Source organism: Pseudomonas sp. GV085 (assembly GCF_003050925.1).
Lineage (GTDB): Bacteria > Pseudomonadota > Gammaproteobacteria > Pseudomonadales > Pseudomonadaceae > Aquipseudomonas.
This window is the reverse complement of sequence record NZ_QAOV01000012.1, coordinates 86,941-101,323: the sequence shown is the minus strand read 5'-3', so window position 1 is coordinate 101,323 and position 14,383 is coordinate 86,941. Positions and strand designations below refer to the sequence as shown.

Here is a 14,383-nt window from a genome sequence, read left to right as displayed (position 1 = left end):
TTACTCGGCCATCGAAGAAGAACGGGAGGTAGGGATAGGTGGAACCGGGTCATAACCACCGGGATTCCACGGATGACAGCGACCTAAACGACGAAAGGTCAGCCAGCCACCGCGAAGAAGACCATGATTTTCGATGGCTTCTAACGCGTAGCAGGAACAACTGGGGTAGAAACGACAGTGGCTGGCCATCAGGGGACTAATGGCATAGCGATAAAACTGGATCGGAACGAGTGCCAGTTTACGCATCTGGACTGTCTACCCCTACAGTTTCGGTTTTGACTGCTGGTACCGGCGAACTGCGAGCCAGACGCTTCCAGAGTTTGCCGAAATGCTGAATCAATTCGGGGTTTTCTACATCACCCAAACCTTTGCGCGCGACGATAACGATGTCCCAGCCGACCAGAGAATCCTGGTTCAGGCGAAACGATTCGCGCATCAGACGTTTGAGGCGATTGCGCTCGACGGAGAGCTTTACGCTCTTTTTCCCGATAACCAACCCGAGACGGGGGTGATCGAGATCGTTATTGCGCGCAAGGAGCAGGAGATTTTTCCCCGGAACCTTGCCGGTAGGGGAGTCAAAGACTGCCTTGAATTGCCGGGGAGTAAGCAGACGCTTTTCCCGACTGAAGTCCTGACTCACCTCCAGTGCCGGATTATCAAACTGCCAGACGCGCACGACCTTTGGCGCGACGACGCGACAGGACGGCACGACCGTTCTTGGTAGCCATGCGAGCACGGAAACCGTGGGTACGAGCGCGTTTGATAGTGCTTGGTTGGAAAGTACGTTTCATTGTCGTGTTACCTGGTTCGTCCACAACGGGCCGGAATGGCCCCCGTTTTAAGAGACCGGGGATTCTAGAGAAAGCAAGCCTTCAGGTCAATTTCCAACCAGCGTTTCCTTATAAATAGATCTCCGGACGTTTTGCGCTGAACGAACCGTCGGCAAATATAAGAATAAGAAAGGAAAGTATTTAAAGCTTTTCTGTAAAGCTTATAAAAGCTAGGCCCGCAGCCTTCTGTGGATAAGTCGATTCAGCCCTTGTTTTGTCTGATGTACAGAGAATGACAACTACAGTGGAAAACAGTGTTCAGCCTGTGCTGCGCTGTCGGATAACCTGTGTGTGGATGCTCGGTTTATCCACAGGCCGGTTATCCACCGAGTTTCGCCCCCACTTGTGCAATGACCTTAACCCCGGTTATCCACAGAGCTTATGCACAGACCGCTGGTCGTCTTTTTTGCGTATGAAACGGCGATTCTTCTTGGTCGATGAACCACCTTCGTGTGGATAAGTCGGCGTCTGGTCGCTACAATGGCCGCTTGTTTTTGCCTCACCGGCTTTCAACTTAGGGGATATCCGTGTCAGTGGAACTTTGGCAGCAGTGCGTGGAGCTTTTGCGCGATGAGCTGCCTGCCCAACAATTCAACACTTGGATCCGTCCACTACAGGTCGAAGCTGAAGGCGACGAGTTGCGCGTCTATGCACCCAATCGTTTTGTTCTGGACTGGGTCAACGAAAAGTACCTGGGGCGTGTTCTCGAATTGCTCGATGAGCACGGCAATGGCATGGCGCCTGTGCTTTCCTTGTTAATAGGCAGCAAACGCAGTTCGGCACCTCGTGCCGCGCCCAATGCTCCCCTGGCTGCCGCCGCTTCCCAGGCCCAGGCTGCTCAAGCGCCCGCCAGTCCACCGTCAGCACCTGCCGCCGTGTCGACCAAACGTGCGACACAAAAAGTGGCGGAGGTCACCGAGCAAGAACCTTCCCGTGACAGCTTCGACCCTATGGCCGGCGCCAGTTCGCAACAGGCCCCGGTTCGCGCCGAGCAACGTACCGTGCAGGTCGAAGGTGCGCTCAAGCACACCAGTTACCTGAACCGCACCTTTACCTTCGAGAACTTCGTTGAAGGTAAATCCAACCAGTTGGCGCGCGCCGCCGCCTGGCAAGTGGCGGACAATCCCAAGCACGGTTACAACCCGCTCTTCCTTTATGGTGGCGTCGGCCTGGGTAAAACCCACTTGATGCACGCTGTGGGTAACCATCTATTAAAGAAGAATCCGAATGCCAAGGTGGTGTACCTGCATTCCGAGCGTTTTGTGGCGGACATGGTCAAGGCCCTGCAACTGAACGCGATCAACGAGTTCAAACGCTTCTACCGGTCGGTGGATGCGTTGCTGATCGATGACATTCAGTTCTTCGCCCGCAAGGAGCGTTCCCAGGAAGAGTTTTTCCACACCTTCAACGCCCTGCTCGAAGGTGGCCAGCAGGTCATTCTCACCAGTGACCGCTACCCGAAGGAAATCGAAGGCCTTGAAGAACGCCTCAAGTCCCGCTTTGGTTGGGGCCTGACCGTAGCGGTCGAGCCGCCGGAGCTGGAAACCCGCGTGGCGATCCTGATGAAGAAGGCCGATCAGGCCAAAGTCGAGCTGCCTCACGACGCCGCGTTCTTCATTGCCCAACGCATTCGCTCCAACGTCCGTGAGCTGGAAGGCGCGCTCAAACGCGTGATCGCCCACTCGCACTTCATGGGCCGCGATATCACCATCGAGCTGATTCGCGAATCCCTGAAGGACTTGTTGGCGTTGCAGGATAAACTGGTCTCTGTGGATAACATTCAGCGCACCGTCGCCGAGTACTACAAGATCAAGATCTCAGATTTGCTGTCCAAACGCCGTTCGCGTTCGGTCGCTCGTCCGCGTCAGGTCGCCATGGCGTTGTCCAAGGAACTGACCAACCACAGCCTGCCGGAAATTGGCGATGTGTTTGGCGGTCGCGACCATACAACGGTCTTGCACGCGTGCCGCAAGATCAACGAACTTAAGGAATCCGACGCGGACATCCGCGAGGACTACAAGAACCTGCTGCGTACGCTGACCACTTGATGAACACCAGCGCAGCTTATTAAGGCAAGGGACTAGACCATGCATTTCACCATTCAACGCGAAGCCCTGTTGAAACCCCTGCAACTGGTCGCAGGCGTCGTCGAACGTCGACAGACCTTGCCGGTGCTTTCCAACGTGCTGCTGGTTGTCGAAGGCCAGCAATTGTCGCTGACCGGTACCGACCTGGAAGTCGAGCTGGTCGGTCGTGTTCAACTCGAAGAGCCGGCGGATCCGGGTTCCATCACCGTGCCGGCGCGCAAGCTGATGGACATCTGCAAAAGCCTGCCGAACGATGCGCTGATCGACATCAAGGTCGACGAGCAGAAGCTTGTGGTCAAGGCCGGCCGTAGCCGCTTCACCCTGTCGACACTACCGGCCAATGATTTCCCTACTGTGGAAGAAGGTCCGGGCTCGCTGACCTGCAGCCTTGAGCAAAGCAAACTGCGTCGTCTGATCGAGCGCACCAGCTTCGCCATGGCCCAGCAGGACGTGCGTTACTACCTCAACGGCATGCTGCTGGAAGTGTCCGCCGGCGTGATCCGCGCCGTCGCCACCGACGGTCACCGTCTGGCCATGTGCTCGATGCAGGCCGATATCGGCCAGCCGGATCGTCACCAGGTCATCGTACCGCGCAAAGGTATCCTCGAGCTGGCACGCCTGCTCACCGAGCCGGACGGCAATGTCAGCATCGTGCTGGGTCAGCACCACATCCGCGCTACCACCGGTGAGTTCACCTTCACTTCGAAATTGGTCGACGGCAAATTCCCGGACTATGAGCGTGTTCTGCCTAAAGGCGGCGACAAGCTGGTACTGGGCGATCGCCAGGCGCTGCGCGAAGCGTTCAGCCGTACCGCGATTCTGTCCAACGAGAAGTACCGTGGTATCCGACTGCAACTGGCCAGCGGTCAGCTGAAGATCCAGGCGAACAACCCGGAGCAGGAAGAAGCGGAAGAAGAAGTGGGCGTTGAATACAACGGCGGCTCCCTGGAAATCGGCTTCAACGTGAGCTACCTGCTCGACGTACTGGGCGTGATGACCACCGAGCAGGTTCGTCTGATCCTGTCCGACTCCAACAGCAGCGCGCTGGTACAGGAATCGGATAACGACGACTCGGCCTACGTTGTCATGCCGATGCGTCTGTAATCATGTTCAGCAGAAGCTAGATGTCCTTAAGTCGCGTCTCGGTCACCGCGGTGCGCAATCTGCACCCGGTGACCTTCTCCCCTTCCCCCCGCATCAATATTCTTTACGGCGCCAACGGCAGCGGCAAAACCAGTGTTCTGGAAGCCATCCATCTGCTGGGGCTTGCCCGTTCGTTTCGCAGCACCCGCCTGTTGCCGGTCATTCAATACGAACAACTGGCGTGCACGGTCTTTGGCCAGGTTGAACTGGCGGAGGGTGGGCAAAGCGCCTTGGGCATTTCGCGGGATCGCCAAGGCGAATTCCAGATTCGTATCGATGGGCAGAATGCGCGCAGCGCCGCGCAACTGGCCGAGATCCTGCCACTGCAACTGATCAATCCGGACAGCTTTCGATTGCTGGAAGGTGCGCCGAAGATTCGCCGACAGTTTCTCGACTGGGGTGTGTTCCACGTGGAACCGCGCTTCATGTCAACCTGGCAGCGCTTGCAGAAGGCCCTGCGCCAGAGAAACTCTTGGCTGCGGCATGGTACACTTGACGCCGTTTCACAAGCGGTTTGGGACAGGGAGCTGTGCCAGGCCAGCGCTGAAATTGATGAATACCGCCGCGCTTATATCAAAGCCTTGAAACCAGTCTTTGAACAAACCTTGAGCGATCTGGTTGAGCTTGAAGGCTTGACGCTCAGCTATTACCGCGGCTGGGACAAAGACCGTGAACTGAGTGCTGTGCTCGCCGGGTCTCTGCAGCGGGACCAGCAAATGGGGCATACCCAGGCCGGACCACAACGTGCTGATTTGCGTCTCAGACTGGGCGCGCACAACGCCGCGGACATCTTGTCCCGTGGCCAGCAGAAGTTGGTGGTTTGCGCATTACGGATTGCCCAAGGGCACTTGGTCAGCCAGGCTCGACGCGGTCAGTGTATTTATCTGGTGGATGACTTGCCGTCCGAGCTGGACGAGCACCACCGTCGCGCGCTTTGCCGCTTGTTGGAAGACTTACGCTGCCAGGTATTTATCACCTGTGTAGATCACGAATTATTGAGGGAAGGCTGGCAGACGGAAACGCCAGTCGCTCTGTTCCACGTGGAACAGGGCCGTATCACCCAGACCCACGACCATCGGGAGTGAAGGCATTGAGCGAAGAAAATACGTACGACTCAACGAGCATTAAAGTGCTGAAAGGCCTGGATGCCGTACGCAAACGTCCCGGTATGTACATTGGTGACACCGACGATGGCAGCGGTCTGCACCACATGGTGTTCGAAGTGGTCGATAACTCGATCGACGAAGCTCTCGCCGGCCACTGCGACGACATCAGCATCATCATCCACCCGGATGAGTCCATCACCGTTCGTGACAACGGTCGTGGCATCCCGGTAGACGTGCACAAAGAAGAAGGCGTTTCAGCAGCCGAGGTCATCATGACCGTGCTGCACGCCGGCGGTAAGTTCGACGACAACTCCTATAAAGTATCCGGCGGTCTGCACGGTGTAGGTGTGTCGGTGGTGAATGCACTGTCCAAAGAACTGGTCCTGACCGTTCGCCGTAGCGGCAAAATCTGGGAACAGACTTACGTACACGGTGTTCCGCAAGAACCGATGAAAATCGTTGGTGAGAGCGAAACCACGGGCACCCAGATTCACTTCAAGCCATCGGCTGAAACCTTCAAGAATATACACTTCAGCTGGGACATCCTGGCCAAGCGGATTCGTGAACTGTCCTTCCTCAACTCCGGTGTCGGCATCGTCCTCAAGGACGAGCGCAGCGGCAAGGAAGAGCTGTTCAAGTACGAAGGCGGCCTGCGTGCGTTCGTTGAATACCTGAACACCAACAAGACTGCGGTCAACCAGGTGTTCCACTTCAACGTCCAGCGTGAAGACGGCATCGGCGTGGAAATCGCCCTGCAGTGGAACGACAGCTTCAACGAGAACCTGTTGTGCTTCACCAACAACATTCCACAGCGCGACGGCGGTACTCACCTGGTGGGTTTCCGTTCCGCGCTGACGCGTAACCTCAACACCTACATCGAAGCAGAAGGCCTGGCGAAGAAGCACAAGGTCGCCACCACCGGTGACGATGCCCGTGAAGGCCTGACCGCGATCATTTCGGTGAAAGTGCCGGATCCGAAGTTCAGCTCCCAGACCAAAGACAAGCTGGTGTCTTCCGAAGTGAAGACCGCGGTCGAACAGGAAATGGGCAAGTACTTCTCCGACTTCCTGCTGGAAAACCCGAACGAAGCCAAACTGGTCGTCGGCAAGATGATCGACGCGGCCCGTGCCCGTGAAGCGGCGCGTAAAGCCCGTGAGATGACTCGCCGCAAAGGCGCGCTGGACATCGCCGGCCTGCCGGGCAAACTGGCTGACTGCCAGGAAAAAGACCCTGCCCTTTCCGAACTGTATCTCGTGGAAGGTGACTCTGCTGGCGGCTCCGCCAAGCAGGGACGTAACCGTCGGACCCAAGCCATCCTGCCGCTGAAGGGCAAGATCCTGAACGTCGAGAAGGCGCGTTTTGACAAGATGATCTCTTCGCAAGAAGTGGGCACCTTGATCACCGCGCTGGGCTGCGGCATCGGCCGCGACGAGTACAACATCGACAAGCTGCGTTACCACAACATCATCATCATGACCGATGCTGACGTCGATGGTTCGCACATCCGTACCCTGCTGCTGACCTTCTTTTTCCGTCAGTTGCCGGAGCTGATCGAGCGTGGCTACATCTACATCGCTCAGCCGCCGCTGTACAAAGTGAAGAAAGGCAAGCAAGAGCAATACATCAAAGACGACGACGCCATGGAAGAGTACATGACGCAGTCGGCCCTGGAAGATGCGAGCCTGCACCTGAACGAAGAAGCACCTGGCATTTCCGGTGAAGCACTTGAGCGTCTGGTGAATGACTTCCGTCTGGTGATGAAGACCCTCAAGCGTCTGTCGCGCCTGTACCCACAGGAGCTGACCGAGCACTTCATCTACCTGCCAGCGGTGAGCATGGAGCAACTGTCCGATCACGCAGCGATGCAAGATTGGCTGGCTCAGTACGAAGTTCGCCTGCGCACCGTCGAGAAGTCCGGCCTGGTTTACAAAGCCAGCCTGCGTGAAGACCGTGAACGTAACGTCTGGCTGCCAGAGGTCGAACTGATCTCCCACGGCCTGTCGAACTACGTCACCTTCAACCGCGACTTCTTCGGCAGCAACGATTACAAGACTGTCGTTTCGCTAGGCGCTCAACTGAGTACCCTGCTGGACGACGGCGCGTACATCCAGCGTGGCGAGCGCAAGAAGCCGGTGACCGAGTTCAAGGAAGCCCTTGAATGGCTGATGGCTGAAAGCACCAAGCGTCACACCATCCAGCGATACAAAGGTCTGGGCGAAATGAACCCGGATCAGCTATGGGAAACCACCATGGACCCAAGCCAGCGCCGGATGCTCAAAGTGACCATCGAAGACGCCATTGGCGCGGACCAGATCTTCAACACCCTGATGGGTGATGCGGTCGAACCTCGTCGTGACTTCATCGAGAGCAACGCTTTGGCGGTGTCCAACCTGGACTTCTGATCCCGGTCGATGCCAACGAAAAGGCCAATGCATTCGCATTGGCCTTTTTATTGTCTGCGTTTTACTCGCTCGCCGGAGCAACTCTTAGCAATTGTTCCGGGCATAAAAAAACCGGCTATATCAGCCGGCTTTTTTACGTCCGAAAAAAACTTATGCACGTTTTTATGGTTTTTATCATTCAAAAAAATATGTAAACAAATCATAAAGTTACGTACAAGAAACGACGTTTTTCAATGAAACGGTACACAGGTTATCCACAGAATCTCAGACAGCCACCTGATCGTTTGAAACCGGCGCTTGCGGAGCCGGTGGCAGCGAGCCCATTTCCCGTTGCATCTGCTCGTTCCACGCCTGGACCCGGTCGTTCAATTCAGCAATGGCTCGCGGTCCTGTGCCTGCGGCATACATCGGTTCGCCAATGATCACAGTGATGACGCCCTGCTTCTTCGCCCAACCGGTTTTCGGCCAGAACTTGCCTGCGTTGTGCGCAATCGGCAGCACGGGCAATTCGGCGTTGACCGCCAAGGCGCTGCCACCGCGCGAGAACTTTCCGACGGTGCCGAAAGGAACGCGCGTGCCTTCAGGGAAGATCAGCACCCAGACATTGTCCTTGAGCAGTTCATCGCCCTTCTTTGCGACATGCTTGAGTGCGGCTTTCGGGTTGTCGCGATCGATGGCGATCGGTCGCAGCATGGCCATGGCCCAGCCAAAGAACGGCACATAGAGCAATTCGCGTTTGAGCACCTGGCTCAGCGGTGAAAAGTAGGCAGAGAGAAAGAACGTCTCCCACGTGCTCTGGTGGTTCGACTGAATGACACAAGGCCTTTCAGGTACGTTCTCGGCACCCTTCACTTCGTAGCGGATACCCAGAAACACTTTGCTCAGCCACAAGGCGCAGCGGCACCAGTACACGTTGATAAAGCGGTAGCGTGCCTTGAATGGCAGAAACGGCGCGATGAAAAAACTCAGGCTGCACCACAGCAAGGAACTGGTGCCCAGCAGCAGGTAAAAGAGGAAGGTTCTGATGGCCTGCAATATCGACATGGTGACGTTTACCGTTGCGGGAATTGCCCGTCCTATATAAAGCGCACTTCCCTTTCATCCCTGGTCAGGACCAATCGAAGCGCACACTTACTCAAGGGCATTTGTGAATAAGTTCTGCGGCAATCGCCGCCAGATCGTCAAAAATCAATGTGCCTGCCGGAAGGGGCAAGCCCTGAGTCTTTTCGCCTTTCCCGGTCTTTACCAAAACTGGCTGTGAATCGACGGCTTTGGCGGCTTCCAGGTCACCAAGGCTGTCGCCGACGAACCAGAGATTGGTCAGCGACACGTTGTAATGAGCGGCGATGGTTTTCAACATCCCGGGTTTCGGCTTGCGGCAATCGCAGCCTTCGTCCGGCCCGTGGGGGCAATAGACGATCAGGCCGACTTCACCGCCCTGCTCCGCCACCAGCGCGCGCAAGCGCTCGTGCATGGCATCCAGGGTGGCGAGGTCGTAATAACCGCGAGCGATGCCCGACTGGTTGGTAGCGACCGCTACCGTCCAGCCGGCCTTGCTCAACTGCGCGATGGCCTCGATCGATCCGGGGAGCGGAATCCACTCCTCCACCGACTTGATGTAAGCGTCGGAGTCGTAATTGATCACTCCGTCCCGATCGAGAATCAGCAGTTTCAACAGCAGTCCCTCAACCCAGCAGCGAAATGTCGGCGACGCCGAGGAACAACCCACGCAGCCGCGCCAGCAACGCATAACGGTTGGCGCGGACTTTTGCGTCCTCTGCGTTGACCATCACAGCTTCGAAGAACGCATCCACGGGCTCACGCAGTGCAGCCAGGCGTGCCAGGGATTCGCTGTACTGACGCGAGGCGGCCATTGGCTGTACAGCCTGGTCAGCCTGCTGGATCGCCGAGTACAGGGAGAACTCGTTGGCATTGTCGAAGTACTTGGCTTCCACGACGGTAGGCACCGAGCCTTCGACCTTGCTCAGCAGGTTCGACACTCGCTTGTTCACCGCGGCCAGGGCAGCGGCTTCCGGCAATTTGCGGAAGGCCTCTACCGCTTGCACGCGCTGATCGAAGTCCAGGGCCGAGCCTGGCTTCAAGGCACGCACCGACAGGTAGGTCGCAACATCGACGCCTTCGTCTTCGTAACGGGCACGCAGGCGGTCGAAGATGAACTCCAGCACCGATTCGTTCAGGCCGGCAGTCTTGACCTTGGTCCCGAATGCATTCACGGCGAAGGCCACGGCGTCGTTCAGGTCCAGGTCCAGTTGCTTCTCGATCAGAATACGCAACACGCCCAGTGCGGCACGGCGCAGGGCGTACGGGTCTTTGCTGCCGGTCGGCAGCATGCCGATACCGAAGATACCCACGAGGGTGTCGAGCTTGTCGGCAATGGCCACGGCCGCACCGGTCAGGGTGCTCGGCAGTTCAGCGCCGGCACCGCGCGGCATGTACTGCTCGTTCAGCGCCAGTGCGACATCTTCCGGCTCGCCATCGTTGAGGGCGTAGTAGTAACCGGCGACACCTTGCATCTCCGGGAACTCGCCGACCATTTCGGTCGACAGGTCGCACTTCGACAGCAGGCCCGCACGAGCAGCCCACGAAGCGTTGCCGCCAATGCGCGCGGCGATGTAGGCGGCGAGTCTGGAAACGCGCTCGGCCTTGTCGTAGACGCTGCCGAGTTTTTCCTGGAACACCACGTTTTGCAGGCGCTGGTTGAAGTCTTCGAGTTTCTGCTTCTTGTCTTGCTTGAAGAAGAACTCGGCGTCGGTCAGGCGTGGGCGAACCACCTTCTCGTTACCGGCGATGATCTGCTGCGGGTCTTTGCTTTCGATGTTGGCCACGGTAATGAAACGTGGCAGCAACTTGCCGTCGGCGTCCAGCAGGCAGAAGTACTTCTGGTTGTCCTGCATGGTGGTGATCAGTGCTTCTTGTGGCACGTCGAGGAAGCGTTCCTCGAACGAGCACACCAGCGGCACCGGCCATTCGACCAGCGCGGTCACTTCATCGAGCAGGGCTGGCGGAACGATTGCCGTGCCTTCCTGACGGGTGGCCAGCTCTTCGGTGCGCTTGCTGATGATCTCGCGACGCTCGTTGGCGTCAGCCAGCACGTAGGCGGCACGCAGGTCGGCCAGGTAGCTGGATGGCGAACCGATGCGCACGCTTTCCGGGTGATGGAAGCGGTGACCACGGGAGTCACGGCCGGCCTTCTGGGCGAGGATGGTGCAGTCGATGACCTGGTCACCGAGCAGCATCACCAGCCATTGGGTCGGACGAACGAACTCTTCCTTGCGCGCGCCCCAACGCATGCGTTTCGGGATCGGCAGGTCGTTCAGGGAGTCTTCGACGATGGTCGGCAGCAGGCTCGCGGTCGCCTTGCCGGCAATGCTCTGGCTGTAGCGCAGTTTCGGGCCGCTCTGATCGATTTCGCTCAGGTCGACGCCGCACTTCTTGGCGAAGCCCAGTGCCGCCTGGGTCGGGTTGCCTTCGGCATCGAACGCGGCCTGACGTGGCGGGCCGTCGAGGTTGATGCTGCGATCCGGCTGCTGGGTGGCCAGCGAGGTGATCAGCACAGCCAGGCGGCGCGGCGCGGCATAAACGGTTTTGGTCTCGTAGTTCAGGCCGGCAGCTTGCAGGCCCTTGTCGATACCGGCGAGGAACGCCTCGGCCAGGGTGTTCAGGGCTTTGGGTGGCAGTTCTTCAGTGCCCAGTTCAACCAGAAAATCCAGAGCACTCATTGTGCAGCCTCCAGCTTGGCCAGTACTTCATCACGCAGGTCCGGGGTCGCCATCGGGAAGCCCAGCTTGGCGCGAGCCAGCAGGTAGGCTTGCGCAACGGAACGCGCCAGGGTGCGTACACGCAGGATGTATTGCTGACGCGCAGTCACGGAAATTGCCCGGCGCGCATCCAGTAGGTTGAAGGTATGGGAGGCCTTCAACACCATTTCGTAGCTCGGCAACGGCAGCGGCTGGTCGAGTTCGATCAGGCGCTTGGCTTCGCTTTCGTAGAAATCGAACAGTTCGAACAGCTTGTCGACGTTGGCGTGTTCGAAGTTGTAGGTCGACTGTTCCACTTCGTTCTGGTGGAACACGTCGCCGTAGGTCACTTTGCCGAACGGGCCGTCAGCCCAGACCAGGTCGTAGACCGAGTCCACGCCTTGCAGGTACATGGCCAGACGCTCGAGACCGTAAGTGATTTCGCCGGTCACCGGGTAGCACTCGATGCCGCCCGCTTGCTGGAAGTAGGTGAACTGGGTTACTTCCATGCCGTTGAGCCAGACTTCCCAGCCCAGACCCCAGGCACCGAGGGTCGGCGATTCCCAGTTGTCTTCGACGAAGCGGATGTCGTGGACCAGCGGGTCCAGACCGACGTGCTTGAGGGAGCCCAGGTACAGTTCCTGGAAGTTGTCCGGGTTCGGCTTCAGGACGACCTGGAACTGGTAGTAGTGCTGCAGACGGTTCGGGTTTTCGCCGTAGCGGCCGTCAGTCGGACGGCGGCTTGGCTGCACGTAGGCGGCGTTCCAGGTTTCCGGGCCGATGGCGCGCAGGAATGTAGCAGTGTGGAAAGTGCCGGCGCCTACTTCCATATCGTAGGGCTGAAGTACCACACAACCTTGCTCGGCCCAGTATTGCTGGAGGGCGAGGATCAAGTCTTGGAAGGTACGCACGGCTGGCGTAGGCTGGCTCACGAAATTCACCTGTTTCTTGGGCTGCGATTTAAAGAGCGGGAGTATACCCGATTCATGGCTGCGCACGCCCCCTGGAGCCTTATGCCACGCTGCTTTTGGTGTTCCGAAGATCCGCTGTACATGGCATATCACGATCAGGAGTGGGGCACGCCGCTACGCGATGCGCAGGGATTGTTCGAGTTGCTTTTGCTCGAAGGGTTCCAGGCCGGCCTCTCCTGGATCACCGTGCTGCGCAAACGCGAGCATTATCGTCAGGTGATGTTCGGCTTTGACGTGCAGCGCGTAGCGCAGATGAGCGATGCCGAAATCGACGAGTTGATGCTCGATCCGGGCATCATCCGCAACCGCCTCAAGCTCAACGCGGCCCGGCGCAATGCCCAGGCCTGGCTGGCGCTGGAGGACCCGGTGGAATTTCTCTGGTCGTTCGTCGGTGGCATGCCTGTGATCAATCATTTCGAGGATCGCAGCGAAGTCCCGGCCGTGACGCCGACCGCCGTGGAAATGAGCAAGGGCTTGAAAAAAGCCGGTTTCACCTTCGTCGGGCCGACCATTTGCTACGCGCTGATGCAGGCCTCGGGCATGGTCATGGATCACACTCGTGATTGCGACCGCTACGCGCAACTGGCGAACGGCGGTTAGAATGGCCGCCTCGCGCACAGCACAAGATCAGGAGTGACCTGTGGATAAGTTGAAAGGCGCCTTGCTGGTAGGCGCTCTGCGGCTGTTTGCCCTGCTTCCGTGGCGGGCCGTGCAGGCCGTGGGCTCGGCGATTGGCTGGGTCATGTGGAAAACCCCGAACCGTTCCCGCGACGTGGTACGGATCAATCTGTCCAAGTGCTTTCCGGACATGGACCCTGCCGAGCGTGAACGCCTGGTGGGCCAGAGCCTGAAGGACATCGGCAAGTCCCTGACAGAGAGCGCCTGCGCCTGGATCTGGCCGGCCCAGCGCTCCATTGACCTGGTGCGCGAGGTCGAGGGCCTCGACATATTGAAGGACGCCCTCGCCTCCGGCAAAGGCGTGGTCGGCATCACCAGCCACCTGGGCAACTGGGAAGTGCTCAACCACTTCTATTGCAGCCAGTGCAAACCGATCATTTTTTACCGTCCGCCCAAATTGAAGGCGGTGGATGAATTGCTGCAAAAGCAGCGGGTGCAACTGGGTAACAAGGTCGCGGCTTCCACCAAGGAAGGCATCCTCAGTGTCATCAAGGAAGTGCGCAAAGGTGGTGCAGTGGGCATTCCCGCTGACCCGGAACCGGCCGAATCCGCCGGGATCTTCGTGCCGTTCTTCGCCACTCAGGCGCTGACCAGCAAGTTCGTGCCGAACATGCTCGCTGGCGGCAAAGCGGTCGGCGTATTCCTGCACGCCCTGCGGCTGCCGGACGGTTCAGGCTACAAGGTAATCCTGGAAGCCGCGCCCGAAGCCATGTACAGCACCGATACCGAGACCTCGTGCGCGGCCATGAGCCAGGTGGTCGAGCGCTATGTGCGGGCGTACCCGAGCCAGTACATGTGGAGCATGAAGCGCTTCAAGAAGCGTCCGCCAGGTGAAGCTCGCTGGTATTGACGCTGTGGATAACCCCGTAGGAGCTGCCGCAGGCTGCGATCTTTTGATCTTGCTTTGATAAAAATCAAAAGATCGCAGCCTTCGGCAGCTCCTACAAGGGCTTCCCACAGGCTGCGTTATCTCTGATCAGTGCGCCTGACGCTCTAGCTTCTTCAGGAACACCGTCATTTCCTTTTCGGCCTGTTTGTCACCATGGCCACGAGCAGCTTCCAGGCCTTGCTCCCAGGCTTGGCGCGCGGCCGCAAACTCCGACAGCGCCAGGTGGGCCTTGCCCAGTAGTTTCCATGCCGCTGAATACTTCGGATCGAATTCGACGCAGCGTTGAAAATGCTCCACTGCCTTGGCGTTCTCCCCCAGATCCAGATAGCCCTTGCCCAAGCCGAAGCGTAGCAAAGCGTTATCCACACCTTTGGCGAGCATTTTTTCCAGGGATTCGATCATGGGGGAGTTTCCGAATGGTTGTCGTTTTCGAAATCGCCTTCGCTGGCAAGCCAGCTCCTACAGAGAATCGCGCACAACCTGTAGGAGCTGGCTTGCCAGCGAAGGCGGCCTAAAGGA

Annotated in this window: 14 protein-coding genes; 6 read left to right on the top strand and 8 right to left on the bottom strand. The window is 58.2% G+C overall.

The features are described 5' to 3' along the window. From yidD to rpmH, 3 genes are read right to left on the bottom strand one after another with little or no spacing between them, the layout of a single operon-like run. Positions 1 to 246 (bottom strand): membrane protein insertion efficiency factor YidD, encoded by a 246-nt coding sequence (gene yidD, locus C8K63_RS23115; RefSeq protein ID WP_010207715.1) that lies wholly within the window; start codon positions 244 to 246, stop codon positions 1 to 3. Beyond that, positions 239 to 640, bottom strand: coding sequence for a ribonuclease P protein component (gene rnpA / locus C8K63_RS23110; RefSeq protein ID WP_056727027.1), 402 nt, complete (start codon positions 638 to 640; stop codon positions 239 to 241). Before rnpA ends, yidD begins: the two co-directional genes overlap by 8 nt. A 16-nt stretch (positions 641 to 656) precedes the next feature. Further along, on the bottom strand, positions 657 to 791 hold the full coding sequence (gene rpmH, locus C8K63_RS23105; RefSeq protein ID WP_003213577.1) for a 50S ribosomal protein L34: 135 nt from the start codon (positions 789 to 791) through the stop codon (positions 657 to 659). A 566-nt stretch (positions 792 to 1,357) separates the two neighbouring features. On the opposite strand from rpmH, the gene dnaA reads away from it, so the two are divergent. Genes dnaA through gyrB form a run of 4 tightly spaced genes read left to right on the top strand, consistent with a single transcriptional unit; the run spans position 1,358 to position 7,568 of the window. Beyond that, a complete protein-coding gene (gene dnaA, locus C8K63_RS23100) occupies positions 1,358 to 2,878 on the top strand; it encodes a chromosomal replication initiator protein DnaA (RefSeq protein WP_108218791.1) in 1,521 nt (506 codons plus the stop codon). Positions 2,879 to 2,917: 39 nt separating this feature from the next. Then, positions 2,918 to 4,021 (top strand): DNA polymerase III subunit beta, encoded by a 1,104-nt coding sequence (gene dnaN, locus C8K63_RS23095; protein WP_007969885.1) that lies wholly within the window; start codon positions 2,918 to 2,920, stop codon positions 4,019 to 4,021. 20 nt (positions 4,022 to 4,041) lie between these two features. Further along, positions 4,042 to 5,145: a DNA replication/repair protein RecF gene (gene recF, locus C8K63_RS23090; protein ID WP_095057937.1), complete on the top strand. Its 1,104-nt coding sequence runs from the start codon at positions 4,042 to 4,044 to the stop codon at positions 5,143 to 5,145. A 5-nt stretch (positions 5,146 to 5,150) separates the two neighbouring features. Further along, positions 5,151 to 7,568 carry a DNA topoisomerase (ATP-hydrolyzing) subunit B gene (gene gyrB / locus C8K63_RS23085; protein WP_108218879.1) on the top strand — a complete coding sequence of 806 codons (2,418 nt, stop codon included), beginning with the start codon at positions 5,151 to 5,153 and terminating at the stop codon, positions 7,566 to 7,568. A 264-nt stretch (positions 7,569 to 7,832) separates the two neighbouring features. Here gyrB and C8K63_RS23080 read toward each other — a convergent pair whose 3' ends face one another. The 4 genes from C8K63_RS23080 to glyQ all read right to left on the bottom strand — a co-directional run bounded on the left by C8K63_RS23080 (position 7,833) and on the right by glyQ (position 12,258). Then, complete coding sequence (locus C8K63_RS23080; RefSeq protein ID WP_108218790.1) at positions 7,833 to 8,612, bottom strand: 1-acyl-sn-glycerol-3-phosphate acyltransferase; 780 nt, start codon at positions 8,610 to 8,612, stop codon at positions 7,833 to 7,835. 91 nt (positions 8,613 to 8,703) lie between these two features. After that, complete coding sequence (gene gmhB, locus C8K63_RS23075) at positions 8,704 to 9,249, bottom strand: D-glycero-beta-D-manno-heptose 1,7-bisphosphate 7-phosphatase (protein WP_177413293.1); 546 nt, start codon at positions 9,247 to 9,249, stop codon at positions 8,704 to 8,706. A gap of 4 nt (positions 9,250 to 9,253) precedes the next feature. Next, the gene (glyS, locus tag C8K63_RS23070; RefSeq protein ID WP_108218788.1) at positions 9,254 to 11,308 is read right to left on the bottom strand and encodes a glycine--tRNA ligase subunit beta; all 2,055 of its coding nucleotides are present in this window, start codon (positions 11,306 to 11,308) and stop codon (positions 9,254 to 9,256) included. Further along, a complete protein-coding gene (glyQ, locus tag C8K63_RS23065) occupies positions 11,305 to 12,258 on the bottom strand; it encodes a glycine--tRNA ligase subunit alpha (protein ID WP_003187265.1) in 954 nt (317 codons plus the stop codon). Before glyQ ends, glyS begins: the two co-directional genes overlap by 4 nt. Positions 12,259 to 12,339: 81 nt before the next feature. Between glyQ and tag the strand changes: the two genes are divergently transcribed. Both tag and C8K63_RS23055 read left to right on the top strand, forming a co-directional pair. Continuing rightward, positions 12,340 to 12,897, top strand: coding sequence for a DNA-3-methyladenine glycosylase I (tag, locus tag C8K63_RS23060; RefSeq protein ID WP_108218787.1), 558 nt, complete (start codon positions 12,340 to 12,342; stop codon positions 12,895 to 12,897). A 40-nt stretch (positions 12,898 to 12,937) separates the two neighbouring features. Continuing rightward, the gene (locus tag C8K63_RS23055; RefSeq protein ID WP_108218786.1) at positions 12,938 to 13,825 is read left to right on the top strand and encodes a lysophospholipid acyltransferase; all 888 of its coding nucleotides are present in this window, start codon (positions 12,938 to 12,940) and stop codon (positions 13,823 to 13,825) included. A 126-nt stretch (positions 13,826 to 13,951) separates the two neighbouring features. Here the strand turns inward: C8K63_RS23055 and C8K63_RS23050 are convergent, their stop codons facing one another. Beyond that, the gene (locus tag C8K63_RS23050; protein WP_108218785.1) at positions 13,952 to 14,266 is read right to left on the bottom strand and encodes a tetratricopeptide repeat protein; all 315 of its coding nucleotides are present in this window, start codon (positions 14,264 to 14,266) and stop codon (positions 13,952 to 13,954) included. Between the last annotated feature and the right edge of the window lie 117 nt (positions 14,267 to 14,383).

Excerpts from the sequence above, each read along its gene's own strand:
- C8K63_RS23080 (WP_108218790.1), bottom strand. The coding sequence starts at position 8,612 with ATGTCGATATTGCAGGCCATCAGAACCTTCCTCTTTTACCTGCTGCTG.
- rpmH (WP_003213577.1), bottom strand. The coding sequence starts at position 791 with ATGAAACGTACTTTCCAACCAAGCACTATCAAACGCGCTCGTACCCAC.
- yidD (WP_010207715.1), bottom strand. The coding sequence starts at position 246 with ATGCGTAAACTGGCACTCGTTCCGATCCAGTTTTATCGCTATGCCATT.
- recF (WP_095057937.1), top strand. The coding sequence starts at position 4,042 with ATGTCCTTAAGTCGCGTCTCGGTCACCGCGGTGCGCAATCTGCACCCG.
- dnaN (WP_007969885.1), top strand. The coding sequence starts at position 2,918 with ATGCATTTCACCATTCAACGCGAAGCCCTGTTGAAACCCCTGCAACTG.
- C8K63_RS23050 (WP_108218785.1), bottom strand. The coding sequence starts at position 14,266 with ATGATCGAATCCCTGGAAAAAATGCTCGCCAAAGGTGTGGATAACGCT.
- tag (WP_108218787.1), top strand. The coding sequence starts at position 12,340 with ATGCCACGCTGCTTTTGGTGTTCCGAAGATCCGCTGTACATGGCATAT.
- glyS (WP_108218788.1), bottom strand. The coding sequence starts at position 11,308 with ATGAGTGCTCTGGATTTTCTGGTTGAACTGGGCACTGAAGAACTGCCA.